Origin of the sequence: Pelorhabdus rhamnosifermentans, assembly GCF_018835585.1 — a bacterium.
Lineage (GTDB): Bacteria > Bacillota > Negativicutes > UMGS1260 > UMGS1260 > Pelorhabdus > Pelorhabdus rhamnosifermentans.
Map to the genome: position 1 here is coordinate 86,627 of NZ_JAHGVE010000006.1, position 18,984 is coordinate 105,610.

General features: G+C 44.5%; 10 protein-coding genes, 4 tRNA genes, 1 other RNA gene and 1 pseudogene. All 16 read right to left on the minus strand.

Translation table 11 applies throughout. The annotated features are described in order from the left end of the window. Positions 1–2 precede the first annotated feature (2 nt). Positions 3–1,000 (minus strand): annotated as a pseudogene (gene cas1c, locus Ga0466249_RS27755) (type I-C CRISPR-associated endonuclease Cas1c). Positions 1,001–1,029: 29 nt separating this feature from the next. Beyond that, on the minus strand, positions 1,030–1,692 hold the full coding sequence (gene cas4, locus Ga0466249_RS08965) for a CRISPR-associated protein Cas4 (protein WP_246588587.1): 663 nt from the start codon (positions 1,690–1,692) through the stop codon (positions 1,030–1,032). Between the two features lie 28 nt (positions 1,693–1,720). Continuing rightward, a complete protein-coding gene (gene cas7c, locus Ga0466249_RS08970; RefSeq protein WP_246588588.1) occupies positions 1,721–2,596 on the minus strand; it encodes a type I-C CRISPR-associated protein Cas7/Csd2 in 876 nt (291 codons plus the stop codon). Further along, a complete protein-coding gene (gene cas8c / locus Ga0466249_RS08975; RefSeq protein WP_215829109.1) occupies positions 2,593–4,362 on the minus strand; it encodes a type I-C CRISPR-associated protein Cas8c/Csd1 in 1,770 nt (589 codons plus the stop codon). Before cas8c ends, cas7c begins: the two co-directional genes overlap by 4 nt. After that, positions 4,359–5,012: a type I-C CRISPR-associated protein Cas5c gene (gene cas5c / locus Ga0466249_RS08980; RefSeq protein WP_215829110.1), complete on the minus strand. Its 654-nt coding sequence runs from the start codon at positions 5,010–5,012 to the stop codon at positions 4,359–4,361. Before cas5c ends, cas8c begins: the two co-directional genes overlap by 4 nt. A 39-nt stretch (positions 5,013–5,051) precedes the next feature. Beyond that, on the minus strand, positions 5,052–7,301 hold the full coding sequence (gene cas3 / locus Ga0466249_RS08985) for a CRISPR-associated helicase Cas3' (RefSeq protein WP_215829111.1): 2,250 nt from the start codon (positions 7,299–7,301) through the stop codon (positions 5,052–5,054). A 381-nt stretch (positions 7,302–7,682) separates the two neighbouring features. Next, entirely contained in the window at positions 7,683–9,014 is a 1,332-nt protein-coding gene (locus Ga0466249_RS08990; protein WP_215829112.1) for a TIGR02679 family protein, read from the minus strand. Continuing rightward, on the minus strand, positions 9,007–13,155 hold the full coding sequence (locus Ga0466249_RS08995; protein WP_215829113.1) for a TIGR02680 family protein: 4,149 nt from the start codon (positions 13,153–13,155) through the stop codon (positions 9,007–9,009). Before Ga0466249_RS08995 ends, Ga0466249_RS08990 begins: the two co-directional genes overlap by 8 nt. Then, the gene (locus Ga0466249_RS09000) at positions 13,142–14,353 is read right to left on the minus strand and encodes a TIGR02678 family protein (protein ID WP_215829114.1); all 1,212 of its coding nucleotides are present in this window, start codon (positions 14,351–14,353) and stop codon (positions 13,142–13,144) included. Before Ga0466249_RS09000 ends, Ga0466249_RS08995 begins: the two co-directional genes overlap by 14 nt. Positions 14,354–14,367: 14 nt before the next feature. Further along, complete coding sequence (locus tag Ga0466249_RS09005; RefSeq protein ID WP_215829115.1) at positions 14,368–15,840, minus strand: TIGR02677 family protein; 1,473 nt, start codon at positions 15,838–15,840, stop codon at positions 14,368–14,370. A 488-nt stretch (positions 15,841–16,328) separates the two neighbouring features. After that, positions 16,329–16,403: transfer RNA gene (locus tag Ga0466249_RS09010), tRNA-Gly, on the minus strand. Between the two features lie 77 nt (positions 16,404–16,480). Continuing rightward, positions 16,481–16,556: transfer RNA gene (locus Ga0466249_RS09015), tRNA-Val, on the minus strand. A gap of 14 nt (positions 16,557–16,570) precedes the next feature. Further along, positions 16,571–16,647, minus strand: a tRNA-Arg gene (locus Ga0466249_RS09020). Positions 16,648–16,673: 26 nt separating this feature from the next. Next, an RNA gene (gene rnpB, locus Ga0466249_RS09025) (RNase P RNA component class B) lies at positions 16,674–17,003 on the minus strand. 86 nt (positions 17,004–17,089) lie between these two features. Further along, positions 17,090–17,164, minus strand: a tRNA-Cys gene (locus Ga0466249_RS09030). 318 nt (positions 17,165–17,482) lie between these two features. After that, the gene (locus Ga0466249_RS09035; protein WP_215829116.1) at positions 17,483–18,976 is read right to left on the minus strand and encodes a UxaA family hydrolase; all 1,494 of its coding nucleotides are present in this window, start codon (positions 18,974–18,976) and stop codon (positions 17,483–17,485) included. Between the last annotated feature and the right edge of the window lie 8 nt (positions 18,977–18,984).

Consider the following 18,984-nt stretch of genomic DNA (forward strand, 5'->3'; position numbering starts at 1 on the left):
CCTCATTTCCAGAAAAATGGCGGATAATCTTCCAAATCTCCTCGCATATGCCTAGCTAATAACATAGCCTGAACATATGGTACTAGACCTAAAGGAATTTTTTTCTCCAAATAGGGATGGATGATTTCCTCTTGTTTTCTTTTTTGCCAAGCAGTCAATACTTCCTTACGTGTATCATCATCCATAACTACAGCACCATTTTCTTTTTTTATAAATCCTTTAGCAGAAATCTGGTTGCGGTTAATCAAAGTCACTGCCAATCTATCTGCAAAATGAGGTCTCAATTCTTCCATGACATCCAGCGCAAGACTAGGTCGTCCGTGTCGCTCCCGATGCAAAAATCCAACCTGCGGATCTAATCCAATGCTTTCTAAAGCGGCAACAACCTCATGTGCCAGCAGTGTATATAAAAAAGAAAGTGCGCATTAATATAATCAGTAGGTGGACGACGATTTCGATCATCCATGTGAAAATCCTCTTTTTGATTAAGTATTAACTGATTGAAATTCGAAAAATAAATTCGTGCTGCTTCTCCTTCAATACCACGTATTTCATCACCATTTTCTGCTCTTTCTAAGCGTTTTGGCATGTTTCCCAACCATTGCAGCGCAGTTTGTAACACTTCATTATCAACAACTTCCGGATGATCCCGTAAAACGCGATGCAAAACTGCTCGACTATTGATAATTTTTGCTGCAATAAACCGCCGGGACAAACGGGCAGATGTGTCCACATCATCGGACCAACGATATTGTGTACGTCTCAGCAAAACATTACCAGAAATATTGCCTGTTACACGCCCCATAAATTTACCATAGGCAGTTAAAAATGAAAGAGCTACACCACGTTCACTACACAGGTACATTAATTTCGGACTGGCACCTGCAAAACCGAAACAAATAATTCCCTCTAAATTATGTACAGGAACACGAAACTTCACTTCATCGTTAACTTTAATCAACACATTTTCGCCATCACAAGCTAAATAAGAATCAGGCATAGTTACATAGAGTGTATTTAAAAGTCGTCTCAAGAATCATCTACCTCCACACTGCACATGCGTGCCAAATAAGCCTTTACAGAATGACCATGCAATGTCCATTCCGGCTGACATTGTTCCACAAGAGAACATTGTGAACAATGCCTTCCTTTTTGCGCCTTGGGAGTCTTACCATCTTGGATAAGCTGATGCATTCTGAGGGCAAGTTCTACCGTGTGCTTTCGTAGCGTCTCATCCAATGTAATAGGTTCGCGATGTTTGGTTTGTCCATAAAAAAGGAACCCTTCATCAATGGATATTTGCAACATTTCCTCTAGCGCTATGGCTTGCGCACACAACTGCACAGCATCTCGATCATCTTTTTTGGGGCGTCCGCGTTTATATTCAACAGGAGCAGGCCTCCACCATCCCTCGCGTCCTTCTAGTTCACACGTTTTTCCTGCAACGTAATTAGGACTTTGATAAAATTCTACAACGTCAGCGATACCTCGCAGTCCCAGTTGTTGAGAAACAAGTGGCATCGCTCGAACAATCCGCACCTTCTTCCGACTTTCATCTGCAAATGGATCATCTGTTCTTTCGTGAAGATGTTGTCCTTCTACAGTACGAACATTTTCTGACCAAACTTGTTCAATATGAATAAGTGCCCACTGACGTTCACAAAAAGCCATATGTTGAATTCCCGATAGCATAAGAAAATCTTCTTCTGAATAGGACATGTTATTCACGCTCAATAATCGTAACGCCGTCCGACTTTTCCTTATTATTGACAATAATGCTATAGTCCGTAAATGCACGTGGCGGCTTTTCTTCATCATTGCGTTTTACAGTAACTAAGTCAAATAATTTATGTGCTGGAGCGTTTCCTAATGCTGTATCATGTTTAAAAACAACTAATTTTCTGCTGGACATTTTACCACGAGCTGCCGAATGATCATTTTCAAACATATTTATAAGCGCCTGCCAAAAAATTTCAAGATCTTCTTCAGAAAATCCAGTCTTTTGTGCCAATGCTGCTGAAATATAGCCTTCAGCACGATAAACGGCGTAAGGTACAATGTGTTTACGTCCCATCGTACGTTCCTTGTCAGCATCCTTTTTATTTGCCACAGCCATGCGAGTAATCGTTATTTCTTGTGGAACAATGGGGTCCAAACTTTTAGCAAACCCAAACTGAATAGGTCCACGCACTTGCCCGCAATTTACTTCCATTGTCATAACTGCACCAAACGCTCGAATATCATAGAATCGATCACACATATATTGGGTTATCTTCTTAGCCTGATCAGGATCTTTGGGAAGTTTTTTAGACTCCGGCTTAATCTTTAATTCATTATAGGCAAGCTCATTGATATCATTTAGAACAGCCTTTTCACGCACATAAATATCAAAAGGACTACTTCCGCCCTTTGCAAGTTCTACATAATTTCGAACTTTACGTTTGAGACAAACATCAGAAACAAGTCCCTGACTTGTTTCTGGATCAATACGTGGCATATTTCCCGCATCTGGATCACCATTGGGGTTCCCATTTTCCACTTCAAAAAAAAGTACAAATTCATAACGATTATTCAATACATCACTCACGTTAATCATCCTTTCTTCTCTTCATTAGTTTGATTTTTAGTATAATTGGCTTGATTTTGATGGTAATATCCCAAAATAAATTGGCCTTGATCTTCCATGCTCAAATGTGCCGGAAATGCATCCAAGCCATTCATGACATCTTGAATTTTTCGATCTAATACATTTCCATACGTTGCTTTAGCAATATGATGGCGAGACAAACGCAGCAGCAAAGGGAAAACAGAACCAGGCGTTGCAGAAGCTGCCCCAAAATAGCGGTCACGTATCGTTGCATTGATCTCATTCCCCAAAGCATCTTTCTGGGCTTTTTCAAGTAAAGAAAATAGTCTTCCCAGTCGATATGCGGTATTAGTATTGCTTTCATTTAAGCTCACAGTAATTAGTACCTCCTTGTCAAATTGGTTTTTTATACGATATTTTCTTAGAAGGAACGCTTTAATTACAGCCGCTCGGATTATTGTTACACCGTTGTGCTCCCCACCAGTGCGACAGCGCTGCAAGACTGCATCATAAATCGTCTGCGGATACATCGAACCTGATAAGATGCTCTTTAAAAACTGTCCTCCTAACAACGGTGGAATATTTTTAGAATCTTCCCGAACGGCTAATGCTTTAAGAGTACGCCATGGTGAAATAATTCCGCCTAAACGTTCCAGACCGATAATATCCATATCTTTATAATGCTGTGCAATTTTTTTCAATAAATCTCCAAAATTACTGACTTGCCAAAAACGGACAGATAAGCGGGCTGCGTTAGGTGCAAGTCCAAGCAGATAACAACGAGTATCTTTATCAAAAGTAGCGTCCCCCACTGACAAACCGGATTTTACACGTTCCAGAATCGTTTTTGCCTGACGAGCCGCCCCGAGATCAATACGGCGTTCATCACTTTTCGCTTCTGATTCAGTGTCCACCGGATCAAAGCACCAGGAAAGGATTGTTTCTTCTGTCTTCCCACCTTTTTTATCTGCCCAGAACACCATTGTAGTATCAGCAAGTCGAACCCGATTGGTCTTGCTTGCAATGAGGTAATTTAATGCTGTTCCATAAGCGAAAGCTACCTTTTTGCTGACTGGTGCATTATAGCTCTGAGTTTTCCCATAAGACCGGAATGACTCAATTTGAAAAGACACTAAAGCCGTTCCAGCAGGTTGTCCACCTGCCCCCTTGATAGCAACTTCATGTGTTCTTGCAATATCTGTATATTTTCCGGTAACTAAACATTGCCCAAATACAGTTGCATCATCTTCTTTTTCAATTTGCTCTTCCATCCAAATTGCTGCAATTTCTTCCTGATCATGAATATATCCATTATGTCCATCAATTTTATATACCGTGTTATAATTTGCAGGTTTCTCAAACTCATCTTGATGTCGCAAGATAATTGCATTATTATCCCATTCTTCTGGATTCCATGAATTTAAAAAGCAACTTACCGCTTTTGCTTCCATACATTTTGCTTGCACCAACAGTTTCTGATTATAGTCACGGTATTGTTCAAACCGCTTTTTACCTTCCATTTTATTCTTACCAATTCCTAATGAATAAAGAATTTTATCGCAAAGAAAATAGGGTGGTGGATTAATTCCTTGACGTTTTTTGTGTTCAGGTACAAGCTCCGTTTGCTCCACCTTAAACATGTCTAAAAAATCACCCGTTTCGGAAAGAACAAGCACAAAAGAAATATCGACGATACTATATCCAGGCGGTGCTATTCCTGATTCTTTATCTTCCAAAAGTCGCTGGTAATGTTCGTTTAATGCCTGTAAAATCAAGTCTCTTCCTCCTTTACCAAACGAGTATCTATCACACCATTAATCATCATAGGACGGAAAAAGATTGGCTGCATATCATGAGCAAAATCGATATCCCAAAGCATCCACCCTAGATCTCTTTTTTCAGTTAAGACCGACTGGGGAACTTCACCTTCTAACAAGTCAAAGTTGGCGGAAAATTCCCGACACCCTAAGTAAGGCTGCATATGACACTGACCAGACTTGGCACGCCTTGTAAATATGTCACAATGTTTACCTGAATTATCACTTGCCCCTGCTTTATCCGTTAGATCAAAGTGAGCTTCTATCACATAGTCAACATCTCGCAATACCAGCGCAGCCCGTTGTTGTCGATCTTCTGACGCATATTGATGGAGATCAATAGTTCCGCCATTCATAGCCGTTTTAATATTACGTTCCGAAATCTTGCTAGCCACTTCGTTGCGACGAATCGAATCAAATTTTATAGGTTTCAAGACATGAATACGATCAACTCGCCAAACTAGTGCCGGTTTCCAGTGGATCGCTTCCAAGATTCCCCGGGCTGCCGATGGTGTCATCACATCGTAGCTTACCCGCTCCGCTTTCATCTCCGGACGTGTAAAGCAAGCATAATCGCCCCAGACGCGTAATTTTATTCCATACCCCATCGATTTCTCCTTTCTCTTTCCGCACTTAACAAGACAGTACTAAAACATCAATATATCCGTCGATACCGTCACTTCCTTTGCATCTTTTAAGCCAAACTTCGAATCATAGAAACTGGGATCTGTCATAATTTTTATAAAATCGCCAATCGATTTGATTACACCTTCCTTCTCTAAAGCAGCCAACTCATATTGATAAATTTGAACTACATAAGGTTGAAGACGTCGTACCATGCTAGCCGGAAAAGGATGATATTCAGTTTCTTCTATCAGTTGCTCAGCACGACTATCCCAGGATACAACAACGGGAATTGTCTCACTGTCAATAAGCTGAAAGTTCTTGGCAATCGTTGCAAAAGGGAATGCCAAATCATCAGCTCCAGCTTGAATCATGGGGAGTATTCCCTGCATATCAAGATTACCCCGTTCAAAATCAAATAATTGCCGAAAGTAATCCTCAATAGCCTCCAGCGATAGTAATTCACCATCTAATTCCTGTAGACGCCGCGCTGTACTGCGAGTCAAACCCGCAACAGAAGCAAACCTCCCTTTTTTAGGCATTCCATGCGGTTCAGGATCAAACACAATGACCTGACCTGTCGAACGTCGTCCCTCACGATTACATCGTCCAGCTGCTTGAGCAATAGAATCAATTCCTGCCGCCGCACGATAAACAACAGGAAAATCAACATCCACTCCCGCTTCAATAAGCTGAGTCGATACTACCCGGCAAACTTCACCAGCTTTAAGTGCCCGGCGTATCTCTGTTAAAACTAATTTACGATGTGCGGAACACATGCGCGCCGACAAATGGTAAGCTCCTTGCTGACTTTTTTCATATAACCGATTAAATAACAGTCGGGCATGTCGACGAGTATTGACAATTGTAAGCACCTGTGTCTGTTCAGCCATTGCTGCAGCTAAATTCTCATCAGACATTTCACTGCCATATTGAACAGTTACACGCTTAAAAATCTTTTGAAGATCTGCAGGGTCCTCCATAATTTCTACCGGCTCTAAATTTCCAGGAAGCAAATGATTAATAGCCGGTTGTGTCGCCGTACACAATACCACAGTCGCACCATAATTTAAAACTAATTCTGCCAATGCCCATAAGCAAGGCTTCATATATTCAAGTGGCATCATCTGGGCCTCATCTAATATAATCACACTATTAGCGATGTTATGCAGTTTTCGGCACCGCGAACCTTTATTGGCATAGAGAGATTCAAAAAATTGCACAGCTGTAGTAACAACAACAGGCATGTCCCAGTTTTCTGAAGCTAAGCGATGGCTTTTCTCATATGCATCCCAATCATCAAATGATCCTTCAGGATACTCAAAGTTGCTATGATGCTCAAGAACAACGTTATCATGCAACTCTTCGTCTTCTAGCGCCTCTCGAAAAATCTCAGCATTCTGTTCAATAATACCGGTATAGGGAATCACATAAATGACACGATCCCTATGATATTTAACCGCATGTTTCATACCAAAAGCTAGCGATGAATAGGTTTTTCCCCCTCCAGTCGGTACCGTTAAAGTAAAAAGGCCGGGCTTAACATCTGCCATTTCCAAACATCTTGCCTGAATGGCCTGCCTTGCAGTATTAATAACTGAAGGATTTTTACGATTATGTTCGGCTAAAGACTCCAACTTCTTTTCTAGCCGTCCAAAAAGTGTTCTCATCGATATAGGATTGGGCCGATTCATATACTTTTTCACATTCATAAATTGTTCGGTATCTAAATAATCCGCATCGACTAAGCAAGAATATAGCATACGAATACAAAAAGAAAAGCTGAAAGCCGACATAGTAGAATCCCTTGCATGAGGCATACCTGCAAAATCCTGATTAGTTAAATTTGGTATTACAATTTCATTGCAAAATACATGATAATCAGGAATATCCGTATTAACAAGCCGTTCCGGAAGATTTCTCAAAGCACCTTTATTTCCATCGGGTAATCCACCATGATGCCCAGCAATAGTAAATGCCAAGGCACGGCCAATCTTATTACCAAATCTTCGATACACTTCCTGCGCCCCAGCTGTAGTATGATCGACTTTTCCAGATGAACCTTCCAGCCGTTTTTGAAATTTCTTTGAGTATTTACCAATATCATGTGACAAGCCTATGATTTCTCCCAATTTCCCTGCCCCAAATTTCGCTGCCCGCTCTTCTGTCATTTGAGAAACTGCATCAAGATGACTTTTTAACAATTGCCATTCCTCTTTAGGTAAAACTTTTTTCGCCATCAGATCTTCTTTGGTGTGTCCGTAATATATCACTATAATCATCGCCTTTAACCAGAATACAATGTATAACTAGCAGTATCTTCAAGCAACATTTATTTAAGTGAATCAGCATCCACTCTTTTAAGTAGTTTCAACACAAGACATAATATCACATGTCAGGATGCTGCTAATGCATGTTTAAATAATTAGCCACAATAAATAATTTGTAACTTCTTAGATTAACCAAGACTTCTTATCCTCTATAACAAGTCCATCATATGGCAATAAAAATTTTTGTATCCATTAGACAATCTTTTCCCTTTTAAAGTAATCTTCGCATTTTTACACAATTTTCCTCTTTTATCCGTCAACATCTTACAATAAAATTCCACATTCGTAACTTTATAAAGAAGAAAGAGAACTGACACGCTGCTGTCAGTCCTCTTTCTTCTTTTGATTAATTTTTTGCATATCCTCACTCAACGATTCCACCAAAGCCTCCTGGTAACCTGCTAACTTCAATCGACGCATCTCTGCAACAACCTCCGCAAGTTCCGGATGGTAAACCGAATCCAGTTTTTTAATCCGCCTATCGTCAAGTTTTACCTGAGACAAACTAATAGCATAATCTGCCAGTCCGTAATGCCAAAAATGCGCTTGATCCGGATAGCGTTCAACCAGTTTTTGAGCGATTAGTAAGCCTTCGGGATCAAAATCGCCGGAATACCGAACGGAGCAGCCTGCAGCAGCCAACCGTTCCACCGCCGCCCAGGAGGCCAGCTTAAACTGGCCGTGTGTACAAAGCAGCGGCGGCAAAAATCCCGTCTGTTGATAAAATAAATCCAGCAACGACGAAAACACGCCGGAATTCTCTACAATAAAAACAGGACCACCGCACTTGAGCGCACCGTACAGATAGCGGCACTTCAACAACTCACGCAACGGCATATTGAGCATCGAACCATTCTCCCAGGCCTGCCTGAGATAAGGAAGCTCCTGCTTCTTATCCGCATCAGTAGCTGCCGCCAGTCCGGCACAAGTAATAAAATTCAAGACATCGTCTCGTAACAGTCCAAACGCATAGAGCCGCTCATTTTCTTCCTCTACGGCCGACTTATCATCTTGCGCCTGCCTACCTGAAAGTACTTTTAGCGCATCAAGCAGCCATTTCCCCGCTGGGGTCTGACTGTCAAAAACATGTGGATTACCGCAAATCCGCCGTGCAAATACCGACAGTCTTTCGTATTGAACAGGCAGTTCCGTTAATGCACGCAGTACCAAATGAACATTTTCCTTAAAATGATGAACGTCATGCTCTAACGCCAAATGAACCGCCCGTGTACCAACCTGTCTGTCCCTCACCGCCTCCAGCCAAACCGGACAAAGCCCCTTTCGATATTGACTGCATAAATCCTGCCAGAATTGCCGCCGGAACTGAGCAGCCGCCTCCGCTTGTTCCGCCTTGCTGACCAACGAAGCACCACATAGATTTCCAAGTAACTCCAAAATATCAACACCTGAAAATCTTGTCTTTTCCAAAGCCTGAACAAATTGTTCAAACCCAATCGACGCTTTTTGTCCAGTCTGATAGGAACGGCGAAAAAAAGCCGTAAAGGCACCTGCCTCTTCATGGCTCAAATTTGTTAAGACAACCGTACCCCCCAGACGCCCGATACTGCAATATTTTTTTGCCAAAAGCGGGACAAGCCGGGAAAAACCAGCTTCCTGCCGGAAATAGCGAATAGCTTCGGCCAGTGCATCAGCCATCTTCATTTACCGCCAAACTACGCGTTTTTCCATCCCACAAATAAGGAACAAGTGTAACAAACGGAGCATTTTTCGGACGAACAAGTTCATAAATAGCCAGCCGCGACACTGTGTCATAATCGCCCCACAGTGACTGAGAATTCATAATATAGTTAAAGCCGAGTTTTTCCACCAGATCAAACATTTCTTTGATGTTATTTTCATCGACCCCGGCAAAAGCCTCATCCAAAGAAATGATATACGGTGCATCGTCTCTGGCTCCTTGATATTGGGAATACGCTGCCGAAAACAGTGGAACATACATAGCCATCGCTTTTTCGCCGCCGCTAAATTTGCCGAATGCACTATTGGTCAGTTCCTTTTTAGGTGAATCGCCACGCCGATAATACAGAGTAAAAGTAAACCAGCGCCGAAAATCCAAAACTTCCTGAATAGCCCTTTGAAAAGTTACAACTTGCCCCACAGCGGCCGCCTTAGCTTGATCAATGCGGGAACGGAAATGTGCAATAAGCTTATTCATATCCTCTTCTTTAAGCAGCCGATGATCACTGCGCAATAATTCGACAAGTTCCTCCGTATCCAGCTGTTCATCGTTATCCGCTGTCAGCGGCCGCCAACGGAGAGAAAAACTCAAATTGCTTGATGTATCCAGCTTCGACATCAAATCATTCATCTTACCGGCCCATAACTCAGCATTTTGAATCCGCTTACTGATCACGCGACCAATGCTGTTCAAAATAACTTCTTCATAAAGCTCCCGGTCCTGTTGAGATTGAATCAGCTTCTGCATTTCAATCTGCTTGTCCATCAGACTCAAGGCAACGGCAGGTGCTGCTTTACGGCTGTCATATTCCAGCAAAATACGTTGGCGGCGCATGTTCTGCCGTAACGAAGCGACGTAAAGCGCTAAATTCTCATCTTCCACACCCGTCAGTTTTTCAGGAAGAACCGTATCGGAAAAAATCTCATCCAGTGTCAGCCGGTATTCCATAAGTACCGACAACTCACGGTAAAAACTTTCACTGATCCTAGTAGTGGCTTTGTCCCTATCATCATTTTTCAGCACAGAGCCATGCTGCTTAAGCACTTCCGCCGCCGTAAGCGTTTCACCGCCGTCAATCAAATGAAGCTGCGCTTCCTGATCAAAGGCCTGCTGCCAAACGGTAACGATTTCAGTAAAAAATTCACACTCGGCAGCAAGCTGAGAGGCCGTAACCGCAAGCTGCTCGGCCGCCAGTTCTGTGCGCGCACGTTCTTCTGCCAGCTGCTTAATCTCTGTCGGCAGCTCCCCCAACCGCCTGATCACAAAATTACTGCGTTCCATAATTTTTTCAGCACCAAGATCAGCCAAGCGCTGCGTAAAATTTTCAAGTTGCAGTTGCTTGGTTTTGACGTTTCCTTCAAGAACCAGTTGTTCTCCTCTTAAACGGTCCACATCCGCCTGGTTTTCAGCCAGACGGATTTTACTCTGATCCAAATTTTTGCAGTCAGCCTGAAACCGTTGATGCGTAAGTTCCAGTTGATGTAAAAATCTCTCATACTCCCGCAGACTCGCCAAAGCGGCCTCGAATAATTCTTCCTGAAGGAGCAGTGAAATATCCCCGGCCTGCTGCTTAATCAGGGCGGACAAAGAACGACTCTTGTCAACAGCAGCGCGATAACGCGCATCTTTCTTATGCAAATCTTCGTCACGGACCTGACTGTTCTGCCTTTTCTCCCTCAGTTGATCATAAACTGCCAAAACCCCGTCTGGTGCCGGTAGCCCAGCCCGAGCGGCCTGCAAATGGTCGATGGCATCCTGTACAAAACGCCTGTCAGTGGCAAGTTGGCTCAAAGTACAGTCATAAGCAGCCAGTTCTTCCTCTAACCGTTCAATTTCCCGCAACCGGTACTGATGTCGGGCTTCAAAACCAATAAATTTAGCCTCATCCTGCAAAGGAGCCCGGCCTGTCACAAGACCACTACAATAAGACCCGTAAGAAACAGATAAAACAGGTACACTACCTGCATCTGATAAATAATTGATAGTATCATCAATTAAAATACTGCGTAACACTTCATCAACATCACCAGCCGTCACTCCCGCCGAACCGGATAAAGCGGGTTCCAAATAATCAGCCAGCGTAGCGGAAAGTATGGCCGGCTCAGGGTGAATCACCTGATCGTACACGTCTTTGTCCAGACTCTTCCAGGCCGAATGAGGCACAATCAAAGCATCAAGCAGTCCCATTTCCGTCAGAGCAGCTTCAATTCGCTCACGTTGCTTGGGCTGTACATGATGCTGAAATTCCACAGCCGCATAAAAAGGTACCGCCGGAATATGATCCTCAGCAAGTTTTTGCCGCGCTTCCATAACAGCAGCCGGACGGAATGGTTCAGGGTCTTTTTTACCCTTCCAGTCGGCAAGTTCCGCTTGCAGCACCTGTTTTTCAGACTCCGCCTGCTCCATTTTCTGCTGCAACCGGTGGCTTTCCGTAAGATGCTGCCCATACTGACGCTGATAGGCAACATCAACAGACTGGAGGACATCCTGCCAGGAAGATTCTTCCGGCAAATTCTGCAAGGCTAAGGTGGCACTGCGGATTTCCTCCGCTTCCATGGGTAACACCGTCTGTTCTTCTTTCACCCATTGATAAAACCGCCCCAGTAATTCCTCTTTGGCTGTAAACAGTGCTGTTTCAGCCTGGCGGACAGCCTCACGGGCTTCATCAAAAGCCTGCCTGGCTTCATCCGCTTCTTTCCCGGCAAATTCCTGCTGTTTTTTTGCAGCTGTCAGATTCCGCAGTTGGCCTAAGATACGGTTGAGTTTTTGCTGATAACCAGTTAGTTCCTGCTTCCACAGTTTAAAAGAATATTTTTGTCCGTAAGATCGTTCAAATTCCCGCACAGCAGACGCATGACCCTGATAAGTCCCTTCCGATGCCAGTCCGCCAAGATCCTCCATGCACTCCAGCATCTCATTCTCGGCAGCATCCACAGCCTGTTCGGCCGCCGCCATTTGCTGCTTTTCACGCTGTTCACTCCGTTGTTTCTCCTGCAGCCGTTGTCCATTTTGAGTCAGCGAATGATTCAAAGCCCTTACCTCTTCCGCGACTGACTGCTTTTGTTTCTCCATTTTGAACACATCATGATCCTTGAGCTCTGTTTCTTCCTGACGCAAAACAGCTTCCAGCCGCTCCAGCGCAGTAAGATCTTCAGCAAGCTCATGACATCGGCTGACTTTTTCCTGCTGTTCTTTCAAACAAGTACGACGGGACTGTTCGGAACGATTGAACCGCTGCGAGGCCCGGGTGAGTTCATCGGCCTTCTGAACCAAAATAAACAGATTATAAGCATCGTACTGGCGGCTCAGCCGTTGCAAAGCACTGCGGTCCCGCTCCAATTGATCGATTTGCTGTTTTGTCTGCTCAATGTTTTCAATAACATCCGATAAGGGTCTCAGTTCTTCTTCCGTTAATGTCGGCAACGAATCCGTCAATATTTCATGAATGACACTGGGTTTAAAATCCTTGGACAACTTCGGACTGCGCAGTTGAATCAAAAGTTCCATCAAATCTTTATAAGCATCCAATGAAGAAAAGCCAAAAACATATTTATTAACGAGATTCATATACTCACGCTGACTGCGAACAACCTGACCGCCTGTACCAATCAGCCGCTCCAACTCCGGACGGGTTAAAGGGATCTTTTCTTCCTTGCCGTCCACCGCGCTATATTCTGTTTTATACAGCAAAAGATCCCGATTCACCCGCCGGCTGTCTGTCACGATAAAGCCCCAAAAATCCAGTGCTGATCCGCGTTTAGCCCGCAGACCAATACCTGTTGTCACATACTGATCGCTATTTTGCCGCTTATATTCCAAATAAAGATAGCCTGTCCGCTCCTCGCGGTCCACCACATCCCGTTCTCCCAATAAATAATCCTCCATCCGCCTGTCACGTGAGCCGAAAGGGTCCAGGCGGTTAGCGGAAATTTTGCCGTCAAGCAGCACCGTAACCAGACTCTGCATGGTTACCGATTTACCCGAACCATTTAAACCGCGCAATAACAATTTGCCAGCGGAAAATTGGAATTCTCCCTGATCGTAGTACCAAAAATTAAACAACCCGGCCCGATTGATTTGCCATTTATTCATTCCCATGCCCGTCCACTCCCTGTCGATAATCTTTTGGATATTGCCCCACGGCCCGTGCCAGAGAAGGACGCAAACAAACCATGCCTGTTTCTTCCTCAATATGAGCAAACTTCCACTCAACGAGTTCCTGAAGAACTTGCTGTGATAATTTAGCTAACGACCATGTGCGCACTTCCTTGCTCCAGCCATGATCGGTCTGTTCTTTGCAAAGAAGCAGCAGCCGCTCAAATTCAGCAGGCGTCAAAATCACCCGGCCTTCCGTTGTCGGCACATTCACGCCATCTTCTACCGTGGCCCGAACATAGCGGGCAAAGTGAAGCAGCACATCAGATACAGCCCGCTGATCAGGAAACACGGTCGCAAAAACCCGTTTTTCCGGTAAGGTAAGCATGGCCACCTGTTCATATAATTCAAACGCAAACAACGTATGAGCAGCAATATCATCGAGCAGACGATTGCGCCGATTGCGCAAATACAAAAAGTCGTCCTCCTGAGCCTCCCCCTTATCATAAGAAGGCGTCAATAACAATTGACGATAAATACGATTACGGCGCGTCCGGCCGGTTTTCTGATTCTCATCATCGGCCCGTTCGGCTTGAATCAGTTCATTCTTATCGGCATACTGAAATAAATCCTTGGGATAAGAACGCAGAAAATAGCGGGACAGACTCGGCACCTCAAACAATACTTCCTGTTCCTGACTGCCGGAAAAACCGCCTATTTCTCCGTCCACCCGGCTCAAGATAGCCTGATCACAGGCAAAACTCAAGACACGAACAAGAGTCCGGCGCCATTCATAACTTTCCCAGTTGATTTCCGAGTCGTCCGTCTCATCGTTAACCGGATACAAGACAGGTAACGCCTCACACAAATCGCTCAGCAGAAACTGTTCATCAATACTTTTATTTTCAAGATACGCCAGCAGACAACACAGCAAGGCATAGTCCCGGGGTTTTTCCAATTCGGAAAAGCCCATCCAGCTTTCGGCTTGATCCGGAATTTTTTCAAGTTTGGCAAAATCCTTATGAACCAAGAGATAAAAACCGCATTTATCGAAAAAGTAATTGCGCAGCATCTGTTCCCGCTCACGAATTTGCTGATACAGTTCAGGCTCCCTGTCCCGAATCACCCAATATTTTTCAAGCAATTGAGCCGCTGTTTCCCGATCCGTATCGTCAAAAGTTAATATTTTTTCCTGTTGCATTACGTACCCCTCCGCTAGGATAATACTTCAATAACAAAATCAGGCAACGTCAGCCGGCCATCTAAACACGTCAAGGTAATCGAAGCATCACTTTGCCTGACCAGACGAATTTGCCGGCCCTGTTCCGTCTTCGCGGTGTGATTTTGACTAGCCATACATTTACCGATCCACGCCAACAAAGTTTTCCGAATAAACGGTTCCTGCACAGGCAACTGAGCGATGACAATCCGGTTGTTCTCAATGATGGAGTCAATCAGTTCCTGCTCCCGGCGCCGTTCAGCCAAGTACTGCTCCAAAGCAGCAGTTTTCTCCGCCGCGCGTCCTATAACAGCCCCTGGACGCCGTTTCTCCCGATAAGTATTTGTACGCGGTTTCACCGTAATCTTCATAGGAGCCACTTGCCAGACCGACTGGTACATATTTTCACTTTCCGCCTGATCGGCAAAAACATGCCGGACCTGAGACAAGCCAAACAGCATTGCCGACAGGGCATGCGCCTCAGCAATGCTGTTCTCTTGTGCAAACCAGGTGGCAAGATGAAGATAATCCTTATAACGATTGCGTACATTTTGCTGCTTCTCACCAATTCGCTGTACAAAGCGGGTAATGCGGCGAATCGTTTCTGTTGTTTCATTTTCCAATGATGTCAGTTCACTGGCCCGGCCCGGAATACCCAAAAACCAGTCCCGCAAGCTTTGCCACTGGTCCTGATACTTGAGTACAAATTCCTCATGACTCAACGTTTCCTCCAGTCGCGGAATCGACAGCTGATAACTGGCAAGCTCCTGTGCGGCCCGCTCAAAAACCTCCGTTTCAAAATTACGCAAAATGCTTTCAATATTATAAGAAACCTGCTGCAAACCTAAAATGAATTTACGCAAATAATCGGCAAAGGAATCTTTATAAACCAGAAAAGCCTCGGTCATCATCCGTTCTTCTACTTTCTCACTTTTCAAATGGGCTAAATAATCAGAAGCACTTTGTACGATCTTTTTAAAATACGAATACACATCTTCCCAGGCCTGATTCAGTTCTGATCCCTGTCCGGTTTTAGCCTCCTCCTGAAATCGTGACAGGGACTGAAACAATCTGTCGAACATCGTCGTTTCCAGTGATCCGCCAAAAGAATTACCTATTTCATAAAGATGCTCAACCATGCGCTCAATTTCCACTGTATAAGGCGTACACTGATAACGGAATTTTTTTCGTTTAAAATCTTCTATTGTCATCACGCGGCCTGTTTCCTGACGTGGAATAAGATTTTTCCATTCCACAAGCTGCTTCAAATCCTGCTGCAACTCATCTTCCGTATAATCGGCAAAAACTTCATCCTGTCTCAAATACTGATAAACATCTTCAGGGAAGAGGTATTGACGCATTTTTTCATGCTGAACATAAAAATAGTGCAAAATTCCCCGGTAGCGCCGCACATTTCCAGCTGATAAATAAGTTGTTTCTGGAATGGCTTTTAAACATTTATCATCCATCAAAGTTCTCCTTGTTCTGTATCATCCTTAATTTCAGCAGCTATTTTACAATCAGCATAGACAAATAAAATTCCTTATAATCAAATAAAACAGTCAATCTTGACTTATTTCCCGATTTTTCGCCTAAATTCCTCTTTCAAGAATCATAAATTGAAAAATCCCATTGACTGTCCACTCTACGGATGCACTCTTTTCCCAAGGCTAATCCAGTATGCAGCGCTGTATTTTTATCCACATATCCACAATGCTGTTTTACTTGGCATTGTGGATAATGTGGATAAGCCTGTTTATAACCCAATGTTTCGTACCTATAGTTGTGGATAACCTTGTGATTAATGCCCTAATCGCCCATGCAACTGCGATCATCAGGCGGGAGAGGGAATTCAGGGAAAAGGAGGACGAACCATACAAAAAAAGCTGCCTCAAACAGGTGTTAAAAAACCTATTTCGAGACAGCCTCTTTACGATTTGGTTTGCCGTTAATTTTATGGAGCGGAAAACGAGATTCGAACTCGCGACCCTCGCCTTGGCAAGGCGATGCTCTACCACTGAGCTACTTCCGCATGACTATATTATGACGAACCTGATCAGATTTGGATCAACGATCTTCGCCGTGACAGGACACGTTATCTAGAAATTTTGGTGGGCGATGACGGGATCGAACCGCCGACATCCTGCTTGTAAGGCAGGCGCTCTCCCAGCTGAGCTAATCGCCCGTTTATAAGAAAGTTGGTGGCCCCGGCAGGATTCGAACCTGCGACCCTTTGATTCGAAGTCAAACGCTCTATCCAGCTGAGCTACGGAGTCTCTATATCAAAACAGCCTTCTTTAGAAACCATAAGCCAGTTTCTGTTTTAGAAAATTATCTATCTAACGCTAATACAGCGTTCTTCCTTTTGGTTCGTATTCCCTACAGGAAGCTCCCCTACCGAAATTTGGGTTTCTGCCTCGTGGAGTTTACCGCTTTTCACTAGGTTGTCACCAACCTACTCACTCTCTGTGCACTTTATGATTACTTTCAACTACGTGAGTCGATTTCATCGTCGTCAGAGCTAAGCTCTGCCCCATCTTGCGATGGGCACGAACATTACGGCCATCACAGGTCGTGGCAGTCTGGACTTTCCTCAATACTGCCTAACGCAGTACCGCAATTTTCCGTTTCTAAAGCTGACTGGATTTTTACCGGAGCCCAAAATGCCGTCTCTTTGTATGGACATAGCTAAGATAACATTTCATTTCAGGCAAACATTGGAGGCGACACCCAGATTCGAACTAGGGAATTAAGGTCTTGCGAACCTTAGCCTTACCACTTGGCCATATCGCCATTCTGGATTTCCTATTGTATCAGATTACTTAACTTATGTCAACTAATTATCAGTTGTTATTATTCGGTTCCGGAATCCGATTCAAACCAACATGGTTCGCCTCACGCATTTCGGAATTAAAATTATACCAGCCAATTCGATCATTGTCAACATACTGACAGACATGCCATCTTCCTCTCTACCAATGCTTTATTTCAGTTGGCATTTTTACAACCACCCTTAATTTTCCTTAAATTACTGGATCCTCTATATTCTACAATTGGAAACCTTCTTTTTATTCTATCCTTGCCACCAATGAGCACGCATAATATGGCGATTTATAATATTACGCCGTCTTTGAAAATAGCTAGTTCATGCTTATCCAGTTTTTCTGATTTGGCATGTTCCTTTCCCGACGCCACGTCGAGGATATATTGGAAAAACCGTTTTGCCGCTTCATCCATCGTTTCTCCGTGTACCAGCGAGCCGGCATCAAAATCGACCCAATTCTTCTTGAACCCAGCCAAATAGCTGTTGCTCGCCACCTTGATCGTCGGCACCGGACAGGCAAAGGGCGTACCCCTTCCAGTCGTAAACAATACCAGATGGGCTCCCGCTGCCGCCAGCGCATTGGCTGCCACCAAGTCGTTGCCAGGTGCCTGCAGCAGATTCAGGCCTTTTTTTACAGCCTGGCCGCCATAATCCAATACGTCTTCCACGATCGCCCGGCCGCCTTTTTGCACGCACCCCAGCGATTTATCTTCCAGCGTTGTAATTCCGCCGGCTTTATTGCCTGGCGATGGATTTTCATCGACTTTTTCGCCGTAACGCATGAAGTATTCCTTGAAGTTATTGATAAGTAATTCGGTCTTGCGGAACACCTCCTCATTACGTGCCCGGTTCATGAGCAAGGTTTCGGCACCGAACATTTCCGGCACTTCCGTCAAAATCGAGGTACCGCCGGCAGCGATGAGCCGGTTGGAAATTTCTCCGACCAAGGGATTGGCCGTAATTCCGGAAAAGCCGTCGGAACCGCCGCATTTCAGGCCGATCGTCAGCTGCGATGCATCACAGGTCTGGCGGTAAAACTGGTTAGCATAAGCACACAATTCCTTCACGATTGCCGTACCCACTGCGATTTCATCTTCTACTTCCTGGCAGACAAGAAATTGCACCCGCTGTGCATCATAGTCACCAAGCACTTCCTTCAGGAGAGAAATCTGGTTGTTTTCACAGCCAAGCCCCAGTACAAGGACGGCACCGGCGTTGGGGTTGTGTACCAGACCGCTCAGGATTTTCTGCATGTTCAGCTGGTCATCACCCAACTGGGAACAGCCATGAGGATGGCTGTACGCATAGATGCCGTCAATGTGTTCCGTCTTATAAGTCTGGGCCTGTTCCTCAATAGCCCGGGCGATACCGTTGACACAGCCAACCGTCGGGATGATCCACACTTCGTTGCGGACGCCTACCGTACCATCCGAACGCGGGTAGCCCAGGAATTCATAGTGCTTACTACCTGCCAATTCTTCCCGGTCCGCCTTTTCCGGTTCATACGTGTACTCCAAGAGACTGCCAAGCTTGCTCCTGACATTGTGCGTATGCACCCAGCTGCCCTGGATAATCGCCATCTTCGCCATCCCGATTGGAAAACCATATTTGACGACGTCCGCCTCCTGAGCAATATCACAGACAGCGACCTTGTGCCCTGCGGGAATATCTTCCCGCACAATGATTGTCTGGCTGTTCACCGTGATCGTATCGCCCTTGGCGATACGATCGACGGCAACAGCAACATTGTCTTTGGGATTAATTTTGCATATCTTCTTCATACCGTTCT